Annotated in this window: 22 protein-coding genes; 14 read left to right on the top strand and 8 right to left on the bottom strand. The window is 71.9% G+C overall.

The annotated features are described in order from the left end of the window. Nucleotides 1-35 precede the first annotated feature (35 nt). Nucleotides 36-728 carry a FadR/GntR family transcriptional regulator gene (locus tag ACFY3N_RS13715; protein WP_390816836.1) on the top strand — a complete coding sequence of 231 codons (693 nt, stop codon included), beginning with the start codon at nt 36-38 and terminating at the stop codon, nt 726-728. A 103-nt stretch (nt 729-831) separates the two neighbouring features. Here ACFY3N_RS13715 and fabI read toward each other — a convergent pair whose 3' ends face one another. From fabI to ACFY3N_RS13695, 4 genes are all read right to left on the bottom strand, one after another. Beyond that, nucleotides 832-1,599 carry an enoyl-ACP reductase FabI gene (gene fabI / locus ACFY3N_RS13710; protein WP_390816835.1) on the bottom strand — a complete coding sequence of 256 codons (768 nt, stop codon included), beginning with the start codon at nt 1,597-1,599 and terminating at the stop codon, nt 832-834. Between the two features lie 6 nt (nt 1,600-1,605). Then, entirely contained in the window at nt 1,606-2,310 is a 705-nt protein-coding gene (fabG, locus tag ACFY3N_RS13705; RefSeq protein ID WP_390816834.1) for a 3-oxoacyl-[acyl-carrier-protein] reductase, read from the bottom strand. Nucleotides 2,311-2,530: 220 nt separating this feature from the next. Then, a complete protein-coding gene (locus ACFY3N_RS13700; RefSeq protein WP_390816833.1) occupies nt 2,531-2,662 on the bottom strand; it encodes a hypothetical protein in 132 nt (43 codons plus the stop codon). Nucleotides 2,663-2,746: 84 nt separating this feature from the next. Next, on the bottom strand, nt 2,747-3,220 hold the full coding sequence (locus ACFY3N_RS13695) for an ATP-binding protein (RefSeq protein ID WP_390816832.1): 474 nt from the start codon (nt 3,218-3,220) through the stop codon (nt 2,747-2,749). Nucleotides 3,221-3,387: 167 nt separating this feature from the next. Between ACFY3N_RS13695 and ACFY3N_RS13690 the strand changes: the two genes are divergently transcribed. The 5 genes from ACFY3N_RS13690 (at nt 3,388) to tyrS (ending at nt 8,943) form a co-directional block, all read left to right on the top strand. Beyond that, on the top strand, nt 3,388-4,248 hold the full coding sequence (locus ACFY3N_RS13690) for a helix-turn-helix domain-containing protein (protein ID WP_390816831.1): 861 nt from the start codon (nt 3,388-3,390) through the stop codon (nt 4,246-4,248). Then, entirely contained in the window at nt 4,245-4,445 is a 201-nt protein-coding gene (locus tag ACFY3N_RS13685; RefSeq protein WP_390816830.1) for a DUF397 domain-containing protein, read from the top strand. The genes ACFY3N_RS13690 and ACFY3N_RS13685 overlap by 4 nt, the downstream gene beginning before the upstream one ends. A gap of 162 nt (nt 4,446-4,607) precedes the next feature. Then, nucleotides 4,608-6,131 carry a TldD/PmbA family protein gene (locus ACFY3N_RS13680; protein ID WP_390816829.1) on the top strand — a complete coding sequence of 508 codons (1,524 nt, stop codon included), beginning with the start codon at nt 4,608-4,610 and terminating at the stop codon, nt 6,129-6,131. Nucleotides 6,132-6,213: 82 nt separating this feature from the next. Continuing rightward, a complete protein-coding gene (locus ACFY3N_RS13675) occupies nt 6,214-7,608 on the top strand; it encodes a metallopeptidase TldD-related protein (RefSeq protein WP_390816828.1) in 1,395 nt (464 codons plus the stop codon). Between the two features lie 66 nt (nt 7,609-7,674). Then, nucleotides 7,675-8,943, top strand: coding sequence for a tyrosine--tRNA ligase (gene tyrS, locus ACFY3N_RS13670; protein ID WP_390816827.1), 1,269 nt, complete (start codon nt 7,675-7,677; stop codon nt 8,941-8,943). Nucleotides 8,944-9,009: 66 nt separating this feature from the next. Here the strand turns inward: tyrS and ACFY3N_RS13665 are convergent, their stop codons facing one another. After that, on the bottom strand, nt 9,010-9,291 hold the full coding sequence (locus ACFY3N_RS13665; RefSeq protein WP_390816826.1) for a GlsB/YeaQ/YmgE family stress response membrane protein: 282 nt from the start codon (nt 9,289-9,291) through the stop codon (nt 9,010-9,012). A gap of 228 nt (nt 9,292-9,519) precedes the next feature. Here ACFY3N_RS13665 and ACFY3N_RS13660 point away from each other — a divergent pair, with 228 nt between their 5' ends. Continuing rightward, complete coding sequence (locus ACFY3N_RS13660; protein WP_390816825.1) at nt 9,520-9,918, top strand: DUF3099 domain-containing protein; 399 nt, start codon at nt 9,520-9,522, stop codon at nt 9,916-9,918. Nucleotides 9,919-10,142: 224 nt separating this feature from the next. Further along, the gene (locus ACFY3N_RS13655) at nt 10,143-10,367 is read left to right on the top strand and encodes a hypothetical protein (RefSeq protein WP_390816872.1); all 225 of its coding nucleotides are present in this window, start codon (nt 10,143-10,145) and stop codon (nt 10,365-10,367) included. Between the two features lie 5 nt (nt 10,368-10,372). On the opposite strand, the gene moaA is transcribed toward ACFY3N_RS13655, so the two are convergent. From moaA to ACFY3N_RS13640, 3 genes are all read right to left on the bottom strand, one after another. Further along, the gene (gene moaA / locus ACFY3N_RS13650) at nt 10,373-11,362 is read right to left on the bottom strand and encodes a GTP 3',8-cyclase MoaA (protein WP_390816824.1); all 990 of its coding nucleotides are present in this window, start codon (nt 11,360-11,362) and stop codon (nt 10,373-10,375) included. 159 nt (nt 11,363-11,521) lie between these two features. Beyond that, nucleotides 11,522-13,150 carry a cation acetate symporter gene (locus ACFY3N_RS13645; RefSeq protein WP_390816823.1) on the bottom strand — a complete coding sequence of 543 codons (1,629 nt, stop codon included), beginning with the start codon at nt 13,148-13,150 and terminating at the stop codon, nt 11,522-11,524. Beyond that, nucleotides 13,147-13,503: a DUF485 domain-containing protein gene (locus ACFY3N_RS13640; protein WP_390816822.1), complete on the bottom strand. Its 357-nt coding sequence runs from the start codon at nt 13,501-13,503 to the stop codon at nt 13,147-13,149. The genes ACFY3N_RS13645 and ACFY3N_RS13640 overlap by 4 nt, the downstream gene beginning before the upstream one ends. Nucleotides 13,504-13,771: 268 nt before the next feature. Here ACFY3N_RS13640 and ACFY3N_RS13635 point away from each other — a divergent pair, with 268 nt between their 5' ends. The 6 genes from ACFY3N_RS13635 (at nt 13,772) to ACFY3N_RS13610 (ending at nt 21,047) form a co-directional block, all read left to right on the top strand. Beyond that, the gene (locus ACFY3N_RS13635; protein ID WP_390816821.1) at nt 13,772-15,301 is read left to right on the top strand and encodes a S8 family serine peptidase; all 1,530 of its coding nucleotides are present in this window, start codon (nt 13,772-13,774) and stop codon (nt 15,299-15,301) included. Between the two features lie 60 nt (nt 15,302-15,361). Further along, nucleotides 15,362-16,894: a S8 family serine peptidase gene (locus ACFY3N_RS13630; RefSeq protein ID WP_390816820.1), complete on the top strand. Its 1,533-nt coding sequence runs from the start codon at nt 15,362-15,364 to the stop codon at nt 16,892-16,894. 69 nt (nt 16,895-16,963) lie between these two features. Further along, complete coding sequence (locus ACFY3N_RS13625; protein WP_390816819.1) at nt 16,964-18,349, top strand: CoA transferase; 1,386 nt, start codon at nt 16,964-16,966, stop codon at nt 18,347-18,349. Between the two features lie 289 nt (nt 18,350-18,638). Beyond that, nucleotides 18,639-19,625: a CopD family protein gene (locus tag ACFY3N_RS13620; RefSeq protein WP_390816818.1), complete on the top strand. Its 987-nt coding sequence runs from the start codon at nt 18,639-18,641 to the stop codon at nt 19,623-19,625. A gap of 107 nt (nt 19,626-19,732) precedes the next feature. Continuing rightward, nucleotides 19,733-20,716, top strand: coding sequence for a DEDDh family exonuclease (locus tag ACFY3N_RS13615; protein ID WP_390816817.1), 984 nt, complete (start codon nt 19,733-19,735; stop codon nt 20,714-20,716). 97 nt (nt 20,717-20,813) lie between these two features. Beyond that, complete coding sequence (locus ACFY3N_RS13610; RefSeq protein WP_145825068.1) at nt 20,814-21,047, top strand: hypothetical protein; 234 nt, start codon at nt 20,814-20,816, stop codon at nt 21,045-21,047. Nucleotides 21,048-21,094: the final 47 nt, after the last annotated feature.

Genomic DNA, 21,094 nt, shown 5'->3' with positions numbered 1-21,094 from the left:
CTCCGTGCGGCGCCGCTGTCGTGGGAAGATGTGCCATGCCGCTGAGCCATCCCCGTCGTTCGGCCCTGTCCGAACAGGTCATCGCCGCTCTACGGGCCCAGATCACCTCGGGCGAGTGGCCGGTCGGATCGCGCATTCCCACCGAGCCGGAGCTGGTGGAGCAGCTGGGGGTGGCCCGCAACACGGTCCGCGAGGCCGTGCGCGCGCTGGCGCACAACGGGCTGCTGGACATCCGCCAGGGCTCGGGCACCTATGTGGTGGCCACGAGTGAGCTGGCGGGCGTGATGCACCGCCGCTTCGCCGACGCCGACCCCCGGCACATCGCCGAGCTGCGTTCGACCCTGGAGTCGGCGGCGGCGCGGCTGGCCGCCGAGCGGCGTACGGAGAAGGACCTCAAGCAGATCGACACCCTGCTGCTGCGCCGCGAGGAGGCCTGGGAGTCGGGCGAGGCGGAGGCCTTCGTGGCGGCGGACGCCACGTTCCACCTGGCGGTCGTGGCCGCCTCGCACAACGACGTGATGACCGCGATGTACGCGGACCTGAGCGAGGTGCTGCGGGACTGGCTGCGCGGTGACGTGGGCGGGGGCATGTCCCCGGAGACGCACATGGACCACGGGCGGCTGGTGGACGCGATCCGCGCGGGTGACGCGGCGACGGCGGCGGCGGAGGCCGCCGCCTATCCGTTCGTGTGCCGTCCGGGGCTGTCCGGTCCGCCCCCGGGCGACTGACCCGCGGCGCGGGCCGGCCGCGCTCCGGCGGCGTCCGCACCGCTCCACAAAAACGCGGGGGCCCGCACCCCGTACGGGATGCGGGCCCCGGCAGGGCGTCCGGTCAGGCGCCGATGGCGTGCAGACCGCCGTCGACGTGGACGATCTCGCCCGTGGTCTTCGGGAACCAGTCGCTCAGCAGGGCGACGACGCCCCGGCCGGCCGGCTCCGGGTCCTTCAGGTCCCACTCCAGCGGGGAGCGGCTGTCCCACACGGAGGCCAGCTCGCCGAAGCCCGGGATGGACTTGGCGGCCATGGAGCCGATCGGGCCCGCGGAGATCAGGTTGCAGCGGATGTTCTGCTTGCCCAGGTCACGGGCCATGTAGCGGCTGGTGGCCTCCAGCGCGGCCTTGGCCGGGCCCATCCAGTCGTACTGCGGCCAGGCGTACTGCGCGTCGAAGGTGAGGCCGACGACCGAGCCGCCGTTCTGCATCAGCGGCAGGCAGGCCATGGTCAGCGACTTCAGGGAGTACGCCGAGACGTGCATGGCGGTGGCGACCGACTCGAACGGGGTGTTCAGGAAGTTGCCGCCGAGCGCGTCCTGCGGGGCGAAGCCGATGGAGTGGACCACGCCGTCGAGGCCGCCGAGCTCCTCGCCGACCACGTCGGCCAGGCGGCCCAGGTGCTCCTCGTTGGTGACGTCGAGCTCGATGACCTTGGTGGGCTTCGGGAGCTTCTTGGCGATGCGCTCGGTCAGGGTGGGCCGCGGGAACGCGGTCAGGATGATCTCAGCGCCCTGCTCCTGGGCCAGCTTGGCGGTGTGGAAGGCGATGGAGGACTCCATCAGCACACCGGTGATCAGGACACGCTTGCCCTCGAGAATTCCGCTCATGGTGTTTCAGTGACCCATTCCCAGTCCGCCGTCAACGGGAATGACGGCTCCAGTGATGTACGAGGCCTCGTCCGAGGCGAGGAACCGCACCGTCGCGGCGATCTCCTCGGGCTGCGCGTACCGGGCGAGCGGCACCTGCGCGAGGATCTTCGTCTGCTGCTCCTCGGTGAGCGCCTTGGTCATGTCGGTGTCGACGAAACCGGGCGCGACGACGTTGAAGGTGATGTTGCGCGAGCCCAGCTCACGGGCGAGGGAGCGCGCGAAGCCGACCAGGCCGGCCTTGGAGGCGGCGTAGTTCGCCTGCCCCGCGGAGCCGAGCAGTCCGACCACGGAGGAGATCAGGACGACGCGGCCCTTCTTGGCGCGCAGCATGCCGCGGTTGGCGCGCTTGACGACCCGGAAGGTGCCGGTGAGGTTGGTGTCGACGACCGAGGTGAAGTCGTCCTCGGACATGCGCATCAGGAGCTGGTCCCTGGTGACGCCGGCGTTGGCCACGAGCACCTCGACGGTGCCGTGCGCCTCCTCGATCTCCTTGTAGGCCTGCTCCACCTGCTCGGGGTCGGTGATGTCGCACTTGACGGCCAGGAAGCCGGCCGGCGGCTCCCCCGAGCGGTACGTGATGGCGACCTTGTCGCCGGCGTCGGCGAACGCGCGGGCGATGGCGAGGCCGATGCCCCGGTTGCCTCCGGTGACGAGAACCGAGCGGCTCAACGGATCACCCTTTCGATAGCGGTCTGGTGCACCGCCCGGACACCTGGATGACAGGCGGCTACCCCGAGAACCTATCGGTCCCGGTCCGCCGCGGGGCAATGGGGCACCGACAGTGGCGCCCGTGGCCTCCTGTCGGGTTCCTACAGTTCGCGGTCCCGCTCAGTCCGCCGTGCCCGGTGCGTGAGCGGACAGTTCTTCGGCGCGGACGCGTCCAGGTGGGTCAACGGCCGTCCTCTTCGCGCTCGGCCAGGAGCACCGCCAGAGGATCGACGTCCTCCGCCACCCCGTAGTGCGGCATGCCGTCCCGGTCGGCGGCGGTGACCGGCTTCGGCCTGTCCTTCTCCTGCCCCACCAGGTGCGCGCACCTCTCCGTGGAACTGCCCGCCGGTGACAGTACGCGATCACGTAGCGGGTCGCAGCTGAAGGTGATCGTCACCTACGGCTGAACGGGGCACGGGTCGTCCGGGACGCGGACCACGCACTCCGCCCACACGGTCTTGCCCGGCCCCGTCCGCCCGGCCACGCCCCAGCGGTCGGCGACGGCTTCGACGAGGAGCAGACCTCTTCCGCCGTCGCTGTCCGCAGAGGGCCGGCCCGCCGGCCCGGGGAGTTCCGGGTGCCCCGGGTGGGTGTCGGACACCTCGACGCGGACGAGGCCCGCGGACCGGTCGTACGTGAGCCGCAGCTCGAAGTCGCGCCCCGGAACGCGGCCGTGGAGGGCCGCGTTGGCGGCGAGTTCGGCCACGACGAGGGTGACGGTGTCGGAGGCCGGGCTGCCGTACGGCAGGTGCCACAGGTCGAGCCGGTGGGTGGCGAGTCTGCGGGCCAGCCGCGCGCCGCGGCGGGTGGCGGAGAAGCGCTGGGCGAACACACTTACGGTTACGGCCTCTCGGGCCCGTGATGCTGGCATGCGGCCAGCGTTCCGGGGCGGTCCCGGCCCTCAACAGGGACGACACCCATACACGCGCGACTGTATCGGTGCACACTCTGGACTGGGTGGGTAACTCCCCGTGACCCTGGGCCGGCCGGGCGGGGTTGAGTGAGGCGTGGAGACGCGGACACGGGAGGCACGCGACGATGAGGACGGACCACGGCGGAGGCGGGAACGGCGGCGCGAACGGCACGGAGGCGGAGCTCTCCGACAGCTTGAAGACCTTCGGCGCGGTCCTCAAGGCCCTGCGCGACGAATCCGGCCTGACGCAGGAGGAGTTCGCGGTGCGGGTGCGGTACTCGGCCGCGTACGTGGCCAAGATCGAGCAGGGGAAGCGGTTCCCGCCGGCGGACCTGCCCGCGCGGGCGGAGGAGGCCCTGGGGCCGGTCGCGGTCAAGGTCCTCACGGCGGCGGCGAGGAGCCTGACGAGGAGGGCGGGGCTGGCGTCGTGGTTCCGACAGTGGGCGGGGATCGAGGAGGAGGCGATCTCCTTGTACGCGTATGAGTGCCGGGCGGTTCCTGGGCTGTTGCAGCCGGAGGGCTACATCCGGGCGGTGTTCGATCGGCGCTTGCCGCCTGTCTCCGAGGAGCAGATCGAACGCGAGGTCGCAGCTCGGCTCGACCGCCAGCAGCTCATCTCCACCAGGCAGAACACCGCGTTCAGCTTCGTCGTTGAGCAGAGCATCCTGGTGCGGCGCATGGGAGGGGGCGATGTCACCAGGCAGGTCATCGACCACCTTCTTGAGGTGGGCACCCGCCGTAATGTCGAGATTCAGGTCATGCCCAGCCTCCAGGAGGACCACTGCGGCATCGACGGTCAGATGTACCTCGCCGAGACACCAACTCACCAGTGGGTCGGGTACACCGAAGGACAGCGGTCAAGCACGTTGATCTCTGCGCCCAAGGACGTAAGTGTCTTGCTCCAGCGCTATGGCAAGCTGCGTTCACAGGCCCTGGACTGCCGGGCTACCGTGAAGCTGCTGGAACAGATGCGAGGAGCGCTATGAGCACTATCGATAAGCCGCACTGGTTCAAGAGCAGTTACAGCGGCAGCGAGGGCGACAACTGCGTCGAGGTCGCCGTACGCCCCGAGGCCGTCCACATCCGCGACTCCAAGGACAAGCGCATCCGCCCCCTCGTCGTCACGCCGACCGCCTGGGCGGCGTTCGCGGAACTCGCGGCCGGGGCGTCCCTGGACGGCTGAGTTCGCGCCCTACGTGACGTCGGCGGGCGGATACGGAACTCGTTCCCGTATCCGCCCGCCGGCCTGCGCCGTCGGCTTCTCCGGCGGAGCCCGGGGAGCGAGACGTGGTTCACTGCCTCCGACGGTCACCACTGGCAAGCGCCCGAAGGGATCTCTCCAACCGTGCCCCATGAAGTCGATCAGTCGTTTCTGGCATTGCCCCTGCGCGCCCTCGCCGACGCCGCGCTCGCGCGGGCGCGGGCGCTGGGGGCGGAGCACGCGGACTTCCGCCTGGAGCGGGTGCGCAGCGCGTCCTGGCGGTTCCGGGACGCCAAGCCGGCCGGGTCGTCGGACACCACCGACCTCGGCTACGCGGTGCGCGTGGTGCACGGTGGGACCTGGGGGTTCGCCTCCGGGGTGGACCTGACCCTCGACGCCGCCGCCAAGGTCGCCTCGCAGGCCGTGGCGATGGCGAAGCTGTCCGCCCAGGTGATCCGGGCCGCCGGCTCGGACGAGCGGGTGGAGCTGGCCGACGAGCCGGTGCACGCGGACAAGACCTGGGTCTCCTCGTACGAGATCGATCCCTTCGCCGTGCCCGACGAGGAGAAGACGGGCCTGCTGGCCGAGTGGAGTGCGCGGCTGCTGGCGGCGAACGGGGTGGACCACGTCGACGCCTCGCTGCTCACCGTGCACGAGAACAAGTTCTACGCCGACACCGCCGGGACCGTGACGACGCAGCAGCGGGTGCGGCTGCACCCGGTGTTCACGGCGGTGTCCGTGGACGACTCCAGCGGTGAGTTCGACTCCATGCGCACGATCGCGCCGCCCGTCGGCCGCGGCTGGGAGTACCTGACGGGCACCGGCTGGGACTGGGACGACGAGCTGGGGCGGATTCCGGAGCTGCTCGCCGAGAAGATGCGGGCGCCCAGCGTCGAGGCGGGGCTGTACGACCTGGTGGTGGACCCGTCCAACCTGTGGCTGACCATCCACGAGTCCATCGGGCACGCCACCGAGCTGGACCGCGCGCTCGGCTACGAGGCGGCGTACGCCGGGACCTCGTTCGCCACCTTCGATCTGCTGGGCAGGCTGAAGTACGGCTCCGAGCTGATGAACGTCACCGGCGACCGCACCGCCGAGCACGGGCTCGCCACGGTGGGCTACGACGACGAGGGCGTCGAGGCGCAGTCCTGGGACCTGGTGAAGGACGGCACGCTGGTCGGCTACCAGCTGGACCGGCGGATCGCGAGGCTCACCGGGTTCGAGCGGTCCAACGGGTGCGCGTTCGCGGACTCCCCCGGCCATGTGCCGGTGCAGCGGATGGCCAACGTGTCGCTGCGGCCGGATCCGGCGGGGATGTCGACGGAGGACCTGATCGGGGGCGTGGACCGGGGCATCTACGTCGTCGGTGACCGGTCGTGGTCGATCGACATGCAGCGGTACAACTTCCAGTTCACCGGGCAGCGGTTCCACCGGATCGAGAACGGGCGGCTGGCGGGGCAGCTGCGGGACGTCGCCTACCAGGCGACGACCACCGACTTCTGGGGTTCCATGGCCGCCGTCGGCGGTCCGCAGACGTATGTCCTGGGCGGCGCCTTCAACTGCGGCAAGGCCCAGCCGGGACAGGTCGCGGCGGTCTCGCACGGCTGCCCGTCCGCCCTCTTCAAGGGAGTCAACATCCTCAACACCACGCAGGAGGCCGGGCGATGAGCCTCAGCACCGGGATCGGCCGGGGGTCCGGGGGTCGTCCCCCGGGAAAGCACAGTCTCAACACCACGCAGGAGGCCGGGCGATGAGCGCGCGCACCACCAAGCCGCACGAGATCGTCGAGCGCGCCCTCGAACTGTCCCGGGCCGACGGCTGTGTCGTGATCGCCGACGAGGAGTCCAGCGCCAATCTGCGCTGGGCCGGCAACGCGCTCACCACGAACGGTGTCACGCGCGGGCGCACGCTCACCGTGATCGCCACGGTGGACGGCGCGCAGGGCACGGCCTCCGGGGTGGTGTCCCGGTCCGCGGTGACCGCGGACGAGCTGGAGCCGCTGGTGCGGGCCGCCGAGGCCGCCGCGCGGGGCGCGGGTCCGGCCGAGGACGCGCAGCCGCTGGTCACGGGGGTGGCCCCGTCGCCCGGGTTCACGGAGGCGCCGGCCGAGACCTCCTCCGCCGTGTTCACCGACTTCGCCCCGGCGCTGGGCGAGGCGTTCGCCCGCGCGCGGGCCGGCGGCCGGGAGCTGTACGGCTTCGCCAACCACGAGCTGGTCTCCAGCTACCTCGGCACGTCGGCGGGGCTGCGGCTGCGGCACGACCAGCCGAACGGCACCCTGGAGCTGAACGCCAAGTCGCCGGACCGCACGCGTTCGGCGTGGGCGGGTCGCTCCACGCGGGACTTCAAGGACGTCGACCCGGCGGCGCTCGACGCCGAGCTGGCCGTACGGCTGGGCTGGGCCGAGCGGCGGCTCGAGCTGCCCGCGGGCCGGTACGAGACGCTGCTGCCGCCGACCGCGGTGGCGGACCTGCTGATCTACCAGCTGTGGTCGGCCTCGGGGCGGGACGCGGCCGAGGGGCGCACGGTGTTCTCCAGGCCGGGCGGCGGCACCCGGGTCGGTGAGCGGCTGACCGAGCTGCCGCTGACCCTGCGCAGCGACCCGGACGAGCCGGGTCTTCAGTCGGCGCCGTTCGTGATCGCGCACTCCTCCGGCGGCGACCAGTCGGTGTTCGACAACGGGCTGCCGCTGGCGGCCACGGACTGGGTGCGCGAGGGCGAGCTGAACCGGCTGACGACCAGCAGGCACAGCGCGGGCCTGACCGGGCTGCCGACGGCCCCCGCGATCGACAACCTGATCCTGGACGGGGGCGCGGACCGCTCGCTGGAGGAGATGGTCGCGGCCACCGGACGGGGGCTGCTGCTGACCTGCCTGTGGTACATCCGCGAGGTCGATCCGGCGACGCTGCTGCTCACCGGCCTGACCCGGGACGGCGTCTACCTCGTCGAGAACGGCGAGGTCACCGGTGAGGTGAACAACTTCCGGTTCAACGAGTCGCCGGTGGACCTGCTCGGCCGGGCCACCGAGGCGGGCCGCACGGAGAAGACGCTGCCCAGGGAGTGGGGCGACTGGTTCACCAGGGCCGCGATGCCCGCGCTGCGCGTCCCCGATTTCAATATGAGCTCCGTCAGCCAGGGCGTATAACCTCGTAGGCGTTCACCCTCGGCCGTCACCCGACCGGCCGAAGACCATCGAGGAGACACGAGAACCGTGACGGACATCGTCGACGAGCTGAAGTGGCGTGGCGTGATCGCCCTGTCCACTGACGAGGACGCATTGCGCAAGGCGCTCGCGGACGGTCCCGTCACGTTCTATTGCGGTTTCGACCCGACCGCGGCCAGCCTGCACGTCGGCCACCTGGTCCAGGTCCTCACCATGCGCCGCCTCCAGCGGGCGGGCCTGCGCCCGCTGGCGCTGGTCGGTGGCGCGACGGGGCAGATCGGCGACCCGCGCCCGACGGCCGAGCGCACGCTGAACGACCCGGAGACGGTCGCGAACTGGGTGACCCGGCTGCGCGCGCAGATCGAGCCCTTCCTGTCGTTCGAGGGCGACAACGCCGCGACGATGGTGAACAACCTCGACTGGACCGCCGGCCTGTCGGCCATCGAGTTCCTGCGGGACATCGGCAAGCACTTCCGCGTCAACAAGATGCTGACGAAGGAGTCGGTCGCGCGGCGTCTGGAGTCCGCCGAGGGCATCAGCTACACGGAGTTCAGCTACCAGCTGCTGCAGGGCATGGACTTCCTGGAGCTCTACCGGCGCCACGGCTGCACGCTCCAGCAGGGCGGCAGCGACCAGTGGGGCAACCTCACGGCGGGTCTGGACCTGATCCACCGGCTCGAGCCGCACGCCAGTGTGCACGCGCTGGCGACCCCGCTGATGACCAAGGCGGACGGCACCAAGTTCGGCAAGACCGAGGGCGGCGCCGTCTGGCTCGACCCGGAGATGACGACGCCGTACGCGTTCTACCAGTTCTGGCTGAACGCGGACGACCGCGACATCTCGTCGTACATGCGGATCCTGTCCTTCAGGTCCCGCGAGGAGCTGGAGGAGCTGGAGAAGCAGACGCAGGAGCGTCCGCAGGCCCGGGCGGCGCAGCGCGCGCTGGCGGAGGAGCTGACGACGCTGGTGCACGGCGCCGACCAGACGGCCGCCGTGATCGCCGCGTCCAGGGCCCTCTTCGGCCAGGGCGAGCTGGCGGAGCTGGACGACCGCACGCTGGCGGCGGCGCTCTGCGAGGTGCCGCACGTCAAGGTGGCCGAGCTGGGTACGGTGGTCGACCTGTTCGCCGAGGTCGGCCTGGTGGCGAGCAAGTCGGCCGCGCGGCGCACGGTGAAGGAGGGCGGCGCCTACGTGAACAACGTCAAGGTCACCGCCGAGGACGCCGTCCCCGCCGAGGAGGACCTGCTGCACGGGCGCTGGCTGGTGCTGCGCCGGGGCAAGAAGAACCTGGCGGCGGTGGAGGTCACGGCCGGCTGAACCGGCGGCTTCGTCCAGGGGCGGTCTCCGGCGGGCGCCGGGGGCCGCCCCTTCGTCGTGTCCGGGTCAGACCCGCCGCTCGGCTCCCCTGCGCTTCACCGAGGTGTACATCATGTCCACGAAGAAGACGACGACGACCGCCGCGACCAGCTGGAAGATGTGCCGGCCCCAGTCGATGCCGCTCGTCTCCTCGATCCCGAAGCCCCGCGCGACGGCGTTGCCCACGACGGCGCCGATCATGCCGCAGATGGTGGTCAGCCACAGGGGACTGTGCTGCTTGCCCGGAATCAGCGCCTTGGCGATCAGGCCGAGCACGAACCCCACGATGATCGCCCACAACCAGCCCATGGCTGCCTCCTCGTACGGCTCGACGCGAGCATTACGGCCAGTGTCGGCCGAGACGCGGTACGCCGCATGTCGGACGTGCCGTGCACACCACGCCGCGGGCGGGGTGACCCGCCCTCGTGACCCGGCGGGGTGCGGCGTAACGTGGACATGTCCGGACCGGTGTCGTGGAACGGGGCACCGGCCGGTCGGGTACGGGGAAGGTCCGATGCGGGCGGATGGTGAAGTGCGATGCGGAAGCGGCATGGCGGCGGCAACGTCCAGGTGTTCCGGATCACCGGTGCCCGGACGGGCCTCCAGGAGGACGTACGGGGGCGGCAGCGCCGGTACGTGATCTCGATGATCGTCCGTACGATCTCGGTCATCCTCGCGGCGACGCTGTGGAACGTGGAGCGGCACGTCGCGATCGTGGCGCTGGTGCTCGGGGCGGTCCTGCCGTACATCGCGGTGGTGATCGCCAACGCCGGGCGCGAGAACGCGCCGTCCTTGCCGTCGACCTTCGTGACGACGCCGATGAAGCCGATGATCGCGTCCGCGCGGACGAATGACGGTTCCGCGGAATCCGACGCGGAAGATGTGGCGTCACCGGCGGCGCCGGGCGCACGAACGGAGCGGCCCGAGCGGTCGTGAGGAACGGGGCGTGGGAGGGAACCGCGCCGAGCGGAAGGCACTTACCCGCCAAGCTCGGGAAGAGCTCAGATCAATCATGTTGTTCCGGTGCCGGGCGCGGGGTGACCCGTGACATACTTCGTACGCGCTCCGCATCCCCCGTCGGAGCGACGGACCGACGCCGGGCAGCTCCCCCCGTGGCTGCTCGGCGTCGCCTTTTCCCGTCGGGTTAGGGTCGGCGTGTGATGGTCCCTGATCCCGAGACGCCGATCTGCTCCGCCAAGGGGTGCCGTGCCGCCGCCGTGTGGGTGCTGGCCTGGAACAACCCCAAGGTGCACACGCCGGAGCGCCGTAAGACCTGGCTCGCCTGCGAGGAGCACCGCGAGCATCTGTCGCAGTTCCTGGGGGTCCGGGGGTTCCTGAAGGACGTCGTCCGGTTCGCGGAGTGGGAGGCTCCGGAAGGCGCCTAGTCCGCTCAGCCCCCGATGGCGGACATCGGCCGGTCCGGCTGGACGAAGGTCGGGTCGTCCAGGCCCGCGCCCGCCTTCTTGCCCCACATGGCGAGCTTCCAGACGCGGGCGATCTCCTCGTCGGGGGCGCCGGAGCGCAGGGCCGCGCGCAGGTCGGTCTCCTCGGTGGCGAACAGGCACGTGCGTACCTGTCCGTCGGCGGTGAGGCGGGTGCGATCGCAGGCCGCGCAGAAGGGGCGGGTGACGGAGGCGATGACGCCGACGCGGTGCGGGCCGCCGTCGACCAGCCAGCGCTCGGCCGGTGCGGAGCCGCGCGCCTCGTCGCCCTCGGGGGTCAGCTCGAAACGGGTGCGCAGGGAGGTCAGGATGTCCCCGGCGGTGATCATGCCCTCGCGCTTCCAGCCGTGCTGGGCGTCCAGGGGCATCTGCTCGATGAAGCGCAGCTCGTAGTCGTGCTCCACGGCCCAGGCGAGGAGGTCGGGGGCCTCGTCGTCGTTGAGCCCCGGCATCAGGACCGAGTTGACCTTCACCGGGGTCAGACCGGCCTCGCGGGCCGCGTACAGGCCGTCGAGGACGTCCTGGTGGCGGTCGCGGCGGGTGAGGGTCTTGAAGACGTCCGGGCGGAGCGTGTCGAGGGAGACGTTGACCCGGTCCAGGCCCGCCTCCTTCAGGGCGGGTGCGACCCGCCGGAGCCCGATGCCGTTGGTGGTGAGGGACATCTGCGGGCGGGGCTCCAGGGCGGCGACGCGCTCGACGATGCCGACCAGTCCGGGGCGGAGCAGCGGCTCGCCGCCGGTGAAGCGGACCTCCTCGACGCCGAGGGAGGTGACGGCGATGCCGACGAGGCGGACGATCTCGTCGTCGGTGAGCAGGTCGGGCTTGGCCAGCCACTGCAGCCCCTCCTCGGGCATGCAGTAGGTGCAGCGCAGATTGCACCGATCGGTCAGCGAGACCCTCAGGTCGGTGGCCACTCGGCCGTAGGTGTCGATGAGCACGCGGCCCCCTCCGTCGGCGCGGATCACTTGTGCCCGGCTACCCGCGAGCCTACGTGACGCCACCGACAACCCATAGCGACCCGGTGCGACGAGATGACGAACGGCCGCGTCGCAGGGACCTATGGGGTCCCTTGCGACGCGGCCGCGGCGGGGTGCGGATCAGTGGGCGCCGGTCCCGGTCAGGGACCGGACCTCCAGCTCCGCGTACTTCTTGGCGTCGGGCTCCTCCTTCGACAGGACGGTGCCGAGCCAGCCCATCAGGAAGCCGAACGGGATGGAGATGATGCCCGGGTTCTTCAGCGGGAACCAGGCGAAGTCGACGTCGGGGAACATCGCCTTGGGGTCGCCGGACACCACGGGCGAGAACAGCACCAGGCCGACGGCGACGACGAGACCGCCGTAGATCGACCAGAGCGCGCCCTGGGTGGTGAACCGCTTCCAGAACAGGCTGTAGAGGATGGTCGGCAGGTTGGCGGAGGCGGCGACCGCGAAGGCCAGTGCGACCAGGCCGGCCACGTTCAGGTCACGGGCGAGGGCGCCGAGCGCGATGGAGACGACGCCGATGAGGACGGTCGCCCAGCGGGCCGCCCGCATCTCCTCCTTCTCGGTGGCCTGCCCCTTGCGGATGACGTTGGCGTAGATGTCGTGGGCGAAGGAGGACGACGAGGCGAGGGTGAGTCCGGCGACCACGGCGAGGATCGTCGCGAAGGCGACCGCCGAGATGGTGGCGAGCAGGATCGCGCCCCAGGCCGAGTCGACGCCGCCGAGGTGCAGGGCGAGCAGCGGGGCGGCCGTGTTCCCGGACGGGTTGGAGGCGATGATCTCGTCCTGGGAGATCAGCGCGGCGGCGCCGAAGCCGAGGGCGATGGTCATCAGGTAGAAGCCGCCGATGATGCCGATGGCCCAGTTCACGGACTTACGGGCGGCCTTGGCGTTGGGCACCGTGTAGAAGCGGATCAGGATGTGCGGCAGACCGGCGGTGCCGAGCACCAGGGCGATGCCGAGGGAGATGAAGTCCAGCTTGGTGGTGCCGTCGGCGCCGTACTGCAGGCCGGGCTCGAGGAAGGCGTCGCCCTTGCCGCTGTTCTCGGCGGCGCTGCCCAGCAGGTCGGAGATGTTGAAGTCGAACTTCAGCAGCACCAGGAACGTGATGAGGAGCGTGCCGCCGATGAGCAGCACGGCCTTGACCATCTGGACCCAGGTGGTGCCCTTCATGCCGCCGATGGAGACGTACACGATCATCAGGACGCCGACGAGGGCGACGATGAGGATCTTGCCGGCGTCGGAGGTGATGCCGAGCAGCAGCGAGACCAGGACGCCCGCACCCGCCATCTGGGCCAGCAGGTAGAAGATCGACACGACGATGGTGGAGGTGCCGGCGGCGGTGCGCACGGGACGCTGGCGCATGCGGTAGGCGAGGACGTCGCCCATCGTGTAGCGGCCGGAGTTCCGCAGGGGCTCGGCGACCAGGAGGAGGGCGACCAGCCAGGCGACCAGGAAGCCGATGGAGTACAGGAAGCCGTCGTAGCCGAAGAGGGCGATGGCGCCCGCGATGCCGAGGAAGGACGCGGCCGACATGTAGTCGCCGGAGACGGCGAGTCCGTTCTGGAAGGCGCTGAACTGGCGTCCGCCGGCGTAGAAGTCGGCGGCGTCCTTGGTCTGCCGGCCCGCCCAGACGGTGATGCCGAGGGTGGCGAGGACGAACAGCGCGAACAGTGTGATGATCAGCGTGCGGTGTTCGCTGGCCTCGTTCGCGGCGAGCGTGACATGGGTGATCGCGGGGCTCATGCGCCGCCCTCCATACGGGTCTTGATGGCCTCGGCCTTGGGGTCGAGCTCGGCGGCGGCGTGCCGGGAGTACCACCAGGCGATGAGGAAGGTGGTGACGAACTGCAGGACGCCGAAGACGAAGGCGACGTTGATGTTGCCGAACAGCTTGGCGCCCATGAAGTCGCCCGCGTAGTTGGAGAGCAGGACGTACAGCAGGTACCAGGCGATGAAGGCGATCGTCAGCGGGAAGGCGAAGGAGCGGTGGGAGCGGCGCAGTTCACCGAACTCGGCGCTCTCCTGCACCGCGGTGAACTCCTCGGGGGTGGGGAGTGTGCGTCGTTCCGTCGAGGGGGGCGGTGCTTCGGCGGCCACGGAGTCTCCTCGCGTTGCGGTTGGGGTCGGGCGGGGACGAAAGGCGAGTGTCCTCGCGCTTCCTGCCCAAGGGCACGGCGCCACGCGAGGACCGGTTCAACTCTCCGCCGTTCTTTCCCGCGGCGTTTTTCGAAGACGGTCCCGGCAAAACATTGCTGGCCAGCGAGAGCGCGGGATAGTTTCACCCTGCACCACCCCGTCATGTACCTGCCCGAGCACCACCCCTGTGCCTCGGGCCGGTTTCGTTTCCGGATGATGTGGAGACCCCATGGCTCATCTGCGTTCCAGACGCCGGTTCGCCCTCGCCGTGCCCGTCGTGCTGTCCCTGACCGCCTCGCTCGGCTTCCTCCCGGCGGCGGCCTCGGCGGCCCCGCGGACGGTGTCGGCCGGGCAGGCGGCGGACGCGCCCGCCCTGGCGTACGTCGTCAACACCGAGGCGGACCGCCGCACGATCGCCTCGGTGAAGCGGGCGATCGCCGCGGCCGGCGGGACCGTCGTGGTCTCGTACGACAGGATCGGCGTGATCGTCGTCCACTCGGCGAACCCCGGTTTCGGCGAGGAGATCCGCGAGGCGCGCGGCGTCGTGTCGGCCGGCGCCACCCGCACCGCGCCGCTGACCGCGGCCGGGACGACGGACGAGGGCGCCGCCGACTTCGTGACGGCCGCCGAGGCCGCGCGGACGGAGGCCGCCTCCGCGGAGGTCCCCGGCAGCGAGCCGCTCGAGGCCGACCAGTGGGACCTGCGGGCCATAGGCGCCGACAAGGCCGCGAAGATCAACCCGGGCAGCGGCAGGGTGACCGTCGCCGTGATCGACACCGGCGTCGACGACACCCACCCGGACCTCGCCCCGAACTTCTCCGCCGCCCAGTCGGCCAACTGCGTCGGCGGCAAGGCGGACACCAGCGAGGGCGCCTGGCGCCCGTACACGGCCGACGACTACCACGGCACCCATGTGGCCGGTGAGATCGCCGCGGCCCGCAACGGCGTCGGCGTCGCCGGTGTCGCACCCGGCGTGAAGGTGGCCGGCATCAAGGTCAGCGACCCGGACAACGGCCTGTTCTACCCGGAGAACGTCGTCTGCGCGTTCGTGTTCGCCGCCGACCACGGCGTGGAGATCACGAACAACAGCTACTACGTCGACCCGTGGCTGTACAACTGCATGGACGACCCGGACCAGAGGGCGATCGTCGACGCGGTCAACCGGGCCCAGCTGTACGCGCAGAAGAAGGGCACGCTGCACCTCGCCTCGGCCGGCAACTCCAACCACGACCTGGACTCCGACGCCATCGTCGACGACTCCAGCCCGGACGACTCCACGCCGGTGACCCGCACCATCGACCCGCACGAGTGCTTCGACGTGCCGACCCAGCTGCCGGGCATCGTCACGGTCAGCGCGACGGGCGTGCAGAACCTCAAGTCGTACTACTCCTCGTACGGCAAGGGCGTCGTCGACGTCGCGGCGCCGGGCGGCGACCGCCGCTACCAGCTGCCGGACACGCCGTCGAAGGACGGCCGCATCCTGTCGACCATGCCGAACGGCGCGTACGCCTTCCTGCAGGGCACCTCGATGGCCTCGCCGCACGCCGCCGGTGTCGCCGCGCTGCTGAAGTCCGAGCACCCGCGGGCCACGCCCGCCCAGCTGCAGGCGCTGCTGAAGGCCCAGGCCGACAATCCGGGCTGCCCGGAGTCCTACGACCAGGACGGCGACGGCGCGCAGGACGCCACCTGCGAGGGCGGCAGCCGGGTCAACGGCTTCTACGGCTTCGGCGTCGTCGACGCGCTGCGCGCCGTCAAGTGACCCGCACGGCACCGCACTTCCCGCCCGTCCGACCGCATTCGTGAACGAACTGGAGACTCCATGACCGCGTCTCACCCGCGTCACCGCCGCGCGCTCGTCGTCCCGGCCGGGATGGCCATGGCGACGGCACTCGCCTTCCTGCCGAACACCGCGGCCACGGCCGCCCCGGCCGACGCGCCGCGGGCCGCGGCCTCCGCCGACGCGACCCCGCTCAGCTACGTGGTCAACGTCAAGGGCGGACACGCCACGTCGGCGCACGTGAAGAAGGCGATCGGCAAGGCCGGTGGGACGATCGTGACGTCCTACGACAAGATCGGCGTCATCGTCGTCCACTCGTCGAACGCCGATTTCGCGCGGACCATCCGCACGGTGCGCGGGGTGCAGTCGGCCGGCGCCACCCGCACCGCGCCGCTGCCGTCGGCGGCCACCACGGACATGGGCACCCCGAAGGTGCTCGGCGCCTCCGAGATCGCCCGGGCCGAGTCGGCCGCGGCCGAGGGACAGGACCCGCTCCAGGCCCTGCAGTGGGACCTGCCCGCCATCAAGGCGGACAAGGCCCACGAGAAGTCGCTGGGCAGCTCCGCGGTGACCGTCGCCGTCATCGACACCGGTGTGGACGACACCCACCCGGACATCGCGCCCAACTTCGACCGGGACGCGTCGGTCAACTGCGTGTCGGGCAAGCCGGACACCACCGACGGCGCCTGGCGGCCGGGCGCGCAGGAGAGCCCGCACGGCACGCACGTCGCCGGTGAGATCGCCGCCGCGAAGAACGGCGTCGGCATGACCGGTGTCGCGCCGGGCGTGAAGGTGTCGGGCATCAAGGTGTCCAACCCGGACGGCTTCTTCTACACCGAGGCCGTGGTGTGCGGCTTCGTGTGGGCGGCCGAGCACGGGGTCGACGTCACCAACAACAGCTATTACACCGACCCCTGGTACTTCAACTGCACGGACGACCCGGACCAGAAGGCGCTCGTCGAGGCCGTCACCCGGGCGTCGCGGTACGCGGAGCGCAAGGGCGCGGTGAACGTGGCCGCGGCCGGCAACGAGAACTACGACCTCGCGGCCGACGAGATCACCGACCCGGTCTCCCCGAACGACTCCACCCCGTCGGACCGGGTGATCGACCCGTCCGAGTGCTACGACATCCCGACCCAGCTGCCGGGTGTGGTGACGGTGGCGGCGACCGGCGCCAAGGGCCTGAAGTCGTCGTTCTCCAACTACGGCCGGGGCGTCGTCGACATCGCCGCGCCCGGCGGTGACTCGACGAGGTACCAGACGCCCGAGCCGCCCGCCACCAGCGGTCTGATCCTGGGCACGCTGCCCGGCGGGTCGTGGGGCTACATGGCGGGTACGTCGATGGCGTCCCCGCACGTCGCGGGCGTCGCCGCGCTGATCAAGTCGACGCACCCGCACGCCTCGCCGGCCCTGGTGAAGGCCCTGCTGTACGCGGAGGCCGACGCCACCGCGTGCACGGACCCGTACGACATCGACGGCGACGGCAAGGTCGACGCGGTGTGCGAGGGCCCGAAGAACCGCAACGGCTTCTACGGCTGGGGCACGGCCGACGCGCTGGACGCGGTGACGCGGTAGCAGCGCGGGAGGTGTGAGCGGCGGGGGCCGGGCGATCGCGTCCGGCCCCTTTCGCGGCATAGTGCGGGCATGACCGATCTCGCCTCCGTCTGGTCCGCCCTGGGCGGCGACCCCGCCCTCCTCGCCCGCGTGTCGGCCGTCGAACGGCCCGGTGCGCTCCCCGCCCGCCTGCCGGTACGGGAGTCGGCGCGCGCCTGTGTGGGCGCGTGCGCGCTGGCCGCCGCCGAGCTGGGGGCGCGGCGGACGGGCGGCGGGGTGCCGGCGGTGCGGGTGGACGACGGGGCGGTGGCCACGGCGTTCGCCAGCGAGCGGCACCTGCTGGTCGGCGGGCGGGCCGCGGAGACCTTCGCACCGCTGTCGCGGTTCTGGCGCACGGCCGACGGGTGGGTGCGCACGCACGCCAACTACCCGCACCACCGGGCCCGGCTGCTGGCCGCGCTGGACGTGCCGGAGGACCCGGAGGCGGTGGCGGCGGCGCTCGCGGAGCGCTCCGCGAGCGAGGTCGAGGAGACGGTGTACGCGGCCGGGGGTCTCGCCGTCGCCCTGCGGACGCCCGGGGAGTGGGCGGCGCACGCACAGGGCGTGGAGGCGGGGAAGCGGCCCCTCGTGGAGTGCGAGCGGCTGGATTCGGCCCCCGCGCGGGTGCTCACCGCGGTGGGCCGGGATCCGCTGCTGCCCGCGGCGGGGCTGCGGGTGCTGGACCTCACACGGGTGATCGCGGGGCCCGTCGCCACCCGCACGCTCGCCCTGCTCGGCGCGGACGTGCTGCGCGTGGACGCGCCGGGGCTGCCCGAACTCGCCGACCAGCACACCGACACGGGTTTCGGGAAGCGGTCGGCGCTGCTGGACCTCTCGGCCGGCCGGGACGTGTTCGAGGAACTGCTCGCGACGGCGGACGTGGTGGTGACGGGGTACCGTCCGGGCGCCCTGGACCGCTTCGGGCTGACGCCCGGTGCGCTGGCCGAGCGGCGGCCGGGGGTGGTGGTGGCGCAGTTGTCGGCGTGGGGCGCGTACGGACCGTGGGGCGGCCGGCGCGGCTTCGACAGTCTGGTGCAGGTGGCCACGGGGATCGCGGCGGTCGAGGGTTCCCCGGCGGGGCGGCCGGGGGCACTGCCGGCGCAGGCGCTCGACCACGGCACGGGGTACCTGCTGGCGGCGGGGGTGCTGCGGGCGCTCGGTGAGCAGGTGGAGGCCGGGGGGAGCAGGGTGGTGCGGGTGGCGCTGGCGCGGACCGCGGGGTGGTTGCTGGAAGGTGCGGCGGCCGGGCCCGCCGGGTCTCCCGGGTCTCCCGGGTCTCCCGGTGACGTGTTGCCCGTCGGGCGGTGGCTCGCGGAGCGGGAGAGTGCGCTGGGGAGGTTGCGGTACGCCTTGTCGCCCGTGGTGTTCGACGGTGGGCCGCATGACTGGGCGCGTCCGCCCGGTCGTTGGGGAGACGATCCGGCGCGGTGGGTCTGAGGGGCCGTGCGGGGGTGTCACTTGCCGGCGTCGGCAGGGTGCCTCCCCCACTCTCGACTTCTCCCCCATGGGCGGGGGCCCCGCCGCCCACCCGTGCCGCTCCGGGGGTACCTCCCAGGCCCTTGAGGCACTGGGGGGGCACGACTCTGCCCGCAGCTGGGGGGGCATCGCCGAGCGGCACGACTGCACGCAGTTGGGGAGGGCGCCGCCCGGTGGCACGGCCGGTCGCGGCCGGGTCACGGACTTGCCCGATTCTGTGGGACCTTGTGAAGATCCTGGGGTGAGTTCGATGAGGACCGTGGTCGGGGCGGACGAGGTGCACAGGGGCCGGCGGGGGCGGGCCGGCGTCGTGCTCGTGCTGGTGGGGCTCGGGGCGGTGATACCGCTGTTCGGGCCGGCGCCCGCGTTGCACGGCACGGGGGAGGCCGACGCGCCCGGCACCGGTGGCATAGCCCTGTTGCGGACGGTGCTGTTCGCCGCGCTGTCCGTACCCGTCGGCGAGTTGCTCGTGCGGCGGCTGGCGCGTTCCGTGCCCGGCGCTCCTCCCGCCGTGCCACGCGGCTGGTCCACCGCGGCGAACTCCGTCGGCTTCGTGGCCGCCCTCGGACTCGCCTCCGTCGTGGCCACCGGAAACCTGGTGCCCGGCGGCCTCGCCGACGTCGACGTCGGCGGTCTCTACGGCTCCAGGGACGGCAAACTCGCCCTCCTGGAGGTCAACGCCTTCCTGGCGGCGGCCCTGTGCGCGGCGTCCGGCCGTCCCGGCACCCAGGTGTGGCCGCTGGCCGCGGTGATGGCCGCGGAGGCGCTGCGCGCGCATCCGACGGCCGAGCACGGCCCGCTCGTCGGCTCCGGGCTGACCCTGGTGCACCTGGTCTGCGCGTCGCTCTGGGCGGGCGGGCTGCTGTACGCGCTGCGCACCCTGCGGCTGTGGGGGCGGGCGGAGGCGGGCGCCGTGCTGCTGGGGCGCTACGCGCGCGTGGCGGTCGTCCTGCTCGTCGCCGTCACCGCGACGGGCGTGTGCAGTTCGCTGCGCCGGATGCCGCCGGAGACGGTCCTGGAGCAGTTGACGGACACGGCGTACGGGCGTGTCCTGCTCGCCAAGGTGATCCTGATGGCCGGGGTGGCCGCCCTCGCCCTGTGGGCCCGGATCCGGCTGGCCCGCGCGAAGGACCCGCTGACCGCCTGCTCCCCCGCGCGGGCGGAGGTGTACGCGCTCGGCGTGGTGGTCGCGGTGTCGGGGCTGCTGACGGCGCTTCCGGTACCGATCCGCTGGTGAACGGGCTGCCGCGCCCCGTACGGGTGTTCCCGGCACCCGCGTGCGCGGGCCGTGCGGGAGGGCCTGGCGGTCGGCGCTGTCGGTCCCGGCCCGTATCCTCGTGAACCATGCTCGACGACCTCACGACCGCAGCGTCCTCCCCCCTCGTGTGGCCGGCCGCGTATCCGCAGGGATACGCGGTCGTCGACGTGGAGACCACGGGGCTGGCCCGGGACGACCGCATCATCTCCGCGGCCGTCTACCGGCTGGACGCCCGCGGCGAGGTCGAGGACCACTGGTACACGGTGGTCAATCCGGAGCGGGACCCGGGCCCGGTGTGGATACACGGCCTGACGAGCGACGTGCTCGAGGGGGCGCCCCTCTTCCAGGACGTCGCCGCGGAGTTCGCGGCCCGGCTGGAGGGCCGGGTGCTGGTCGCGCACAACGCGGTCTTCGACTGGCAGATGATCGCCCGGGAGTACGCCCGCGCGCGGAGCGAGGCCCCGGTGAAACAGCGGCTGTGCACCATCGCCCTCTCCAAGGAGCTGAGGCTCCCGCTGCCCAACCACAAGCTGGAGTCGCTCGCCGCGCACTTCGGTGTCGTCCAGCGGCGGGCGCACCACGCGCTGGACGACGCGCGCGTGCTGGCGGAGGCGTTCCGGCCCAGTCTGCGGGCCGCGGCGGCGGGCGGCGTACGGCTGCCGCTGCACGAGTGCCGGCCGCTGACCGAGTGGACGGACGGGCCCCGTACCGGACGGCAGGCGGGGCACGGCGGCCACCGGCCGGCCAGTTGGCGCCCGTCCCGCAAGCGGCCCGCGTGCCCGTACCCCAACCCGGGTCGGTACGAACCGGGCAAGCGGCTCAAGCAGGGCATGCGGGTGGCGTTCTCCGGGGACACCTCGACCGAGCGGGACCTGCTGGAGGACCGCGCGACCGAGGCCGGGCTGCACGTCGCCGGCAGCCTGTCCCGGCTCACCAGCCTCCTCGTCACCAACGATCCGGACTCGGGCACGTCCAAGGTGGTCAAGGCCCGGCAGTACGGCACCCCGGTCGTCGACGAGGCCGCTTTCGGCCAGCTCCTCGGAAACGTCGAACCGGCGTCGGAGGACTGACCGGAGCACCGGGCCCGACCGTACGGACGGGTGATTGACGGGCGACTCGCCCGCCGCCCGCTCGCCCGCGCCGGGCCGACGGCCCACCCTGTGCCCCATGGCGACATGCGAAGTCTGCGGCAACAGCTACGGAATGACCTTCGAGGTGCACGCGCAGGGCGCGGTGCACGTTTTTGACTGCTTCTCCTGTGCGATCCACCGCATGGCCCCGATCTGCGAGCACTGCCGGGTGCAGATCATCGGCCAGGGAGTCGAGGCCGACGGTCACTGGTACTGCGGCGCCCACTGCGCCCGCGCGGAGGGAAGGGCGGGGATCGTCGACCGGGTCTGAATGGACGTACCCGCCTCAAAGCACCCCGCGACCGAGTTGTACGGTCG

This window comes from Streptomyces sp. NPDC000348, from assembly GCF_042898795.1.
Lineage (GTDB): Bacteria > Actinomycetota > Actinomycetes > Streptomycetales > Streptomycetaceae > Streptomyces.
Note: the sequence above shows the minus strand (reverse complement) of the source record. Positions and strands in the feature narration are given on the sequence as shown.

What these genes read in the sequence shown, in the direction of transcription:
- ACFY3N_RS13630 (WP_390816820.1), top strand. Translation starts at nt 15,362, where the DNA reads ATGACCGCGTCTCACCCGCGTCACCGCCGCGCGCTCGTCGTCCCGGCC.
- ACFY3N_RS13685 (WP_390816830.1), top strand. Translation starts at nt 4,245, where the DNA reads ATGAGCACTATCGATAAGCCGCACTGGTTCAAGAGCAGTTACAGCGGC.
- ACFY3N_RS13615 (WP_390816817.1), top strand. Translation starts at nt 19,733, where the DNA reads ATGCTCGACGACCTCACGACCGCAGCGTCCTCCCCCCTCGTGTGGCCG.
- ACFY3N_RS13625 (WP_390816819.1), top strand. Translation starts at nt 16,964, where the DNA reads ATGACCGATCTCGCCTCCGTCTGGTCCGCCCTGGGCGGCGACCCCGCC.
- ACFY3N_RS13645 (WP_390816823.1), bottom strand. Translation starts at nt 13,150, where the DNA reads ATGAGCCCCGCGATCACCCATGTCACGCTCGCCGCGAACGAGGCCAGC.
- fabI (WP_390816835.1), bottom strand. Translation starts at nt 1,599, where the DNA reads ATGAGCGGAATTCTCGAGGGCAAGCGTGTCCTGATCACCGGTGTGCTG.
- ACFY3N_RS13665 (WP_390816826.1), bottom strand. Translation starts at nt 9,291, where the DNA reads ATGGGCTGGTTGTGGGCGATCATCGTGGGGTTCGTGCTCGGCCTGATC.
- ACFY3N_RS13635 (WP_390816821.1), top strand. Translation starts at nt 13,772, where the DNA reads ATGGCTCATCTGCGTTCCAGACGCCGGTTCGCCCTCGCCGTGCCCGTC.
- ACFY3N_RS13675 (WP_390816828.1), top strand. Translation starts at nt 6,214, where the DNA reads ATGAGCGCGCGCACCACCAAGCCGCACGAGATCGTCGAGCGCGCCCTC.
- ACFY3N_RS13715 (WP_390816836.1), top strand. Translation starts at nt 36, where the DNA reads ATGCCGCTGAGCCATCCCCGTCGTTCGGCCCTGTCCGAACAGGTCATC.
- ACFY3N_RS13620 (WP_390816818.1), top strand. Translation starts at nt 18,639, where the DNA reads ATGAGGACCGTGGTCGGGGCGGACGAGGTGCACAGGGGCCGGCGGGGG.
- ACFY3N_RS13690 (WP_390816831.1), top strand. Translation starts at nt 3,388, where the DNA reads ATGAGGACGGACCACGGCGGAGGCGGGAACGGCGGCGCGAACGGCACG.
- ACFY3N_RS13655 (WP_390816872.1), top strand. Translation starts at nt 10,143, where the DNA reads ATGGTCCCTGATCCCGAGACGCCGATCTGCTCCGCCAAGGGGTGCCGT.
- ACFY3N_RS13660 (WP_390816825.1), top strand. Translation starts at nt 9,520, where the DNA reads ATGCGGAAGCGGCATGGCGGCGGCAACGTCCAGGTGTTCCGGATCACC.
- ACFY3N_RS13695 (WP_390816832.1), bottom strand. Translation starts at nt 3,220, where the DNA reads ATGCCAGCATCACGGGCCCGAGAGGCCGTAACCGTAAGTGTGTTCGCC.
- ACFY3N_RS13610 (WP_145825068.1), top strand. Translation starts at nt 20,814, where the DNA reads ATGGCGACATGCGAAGTCTGCGGCAACAGCTACGGAATGACCTTCGAG.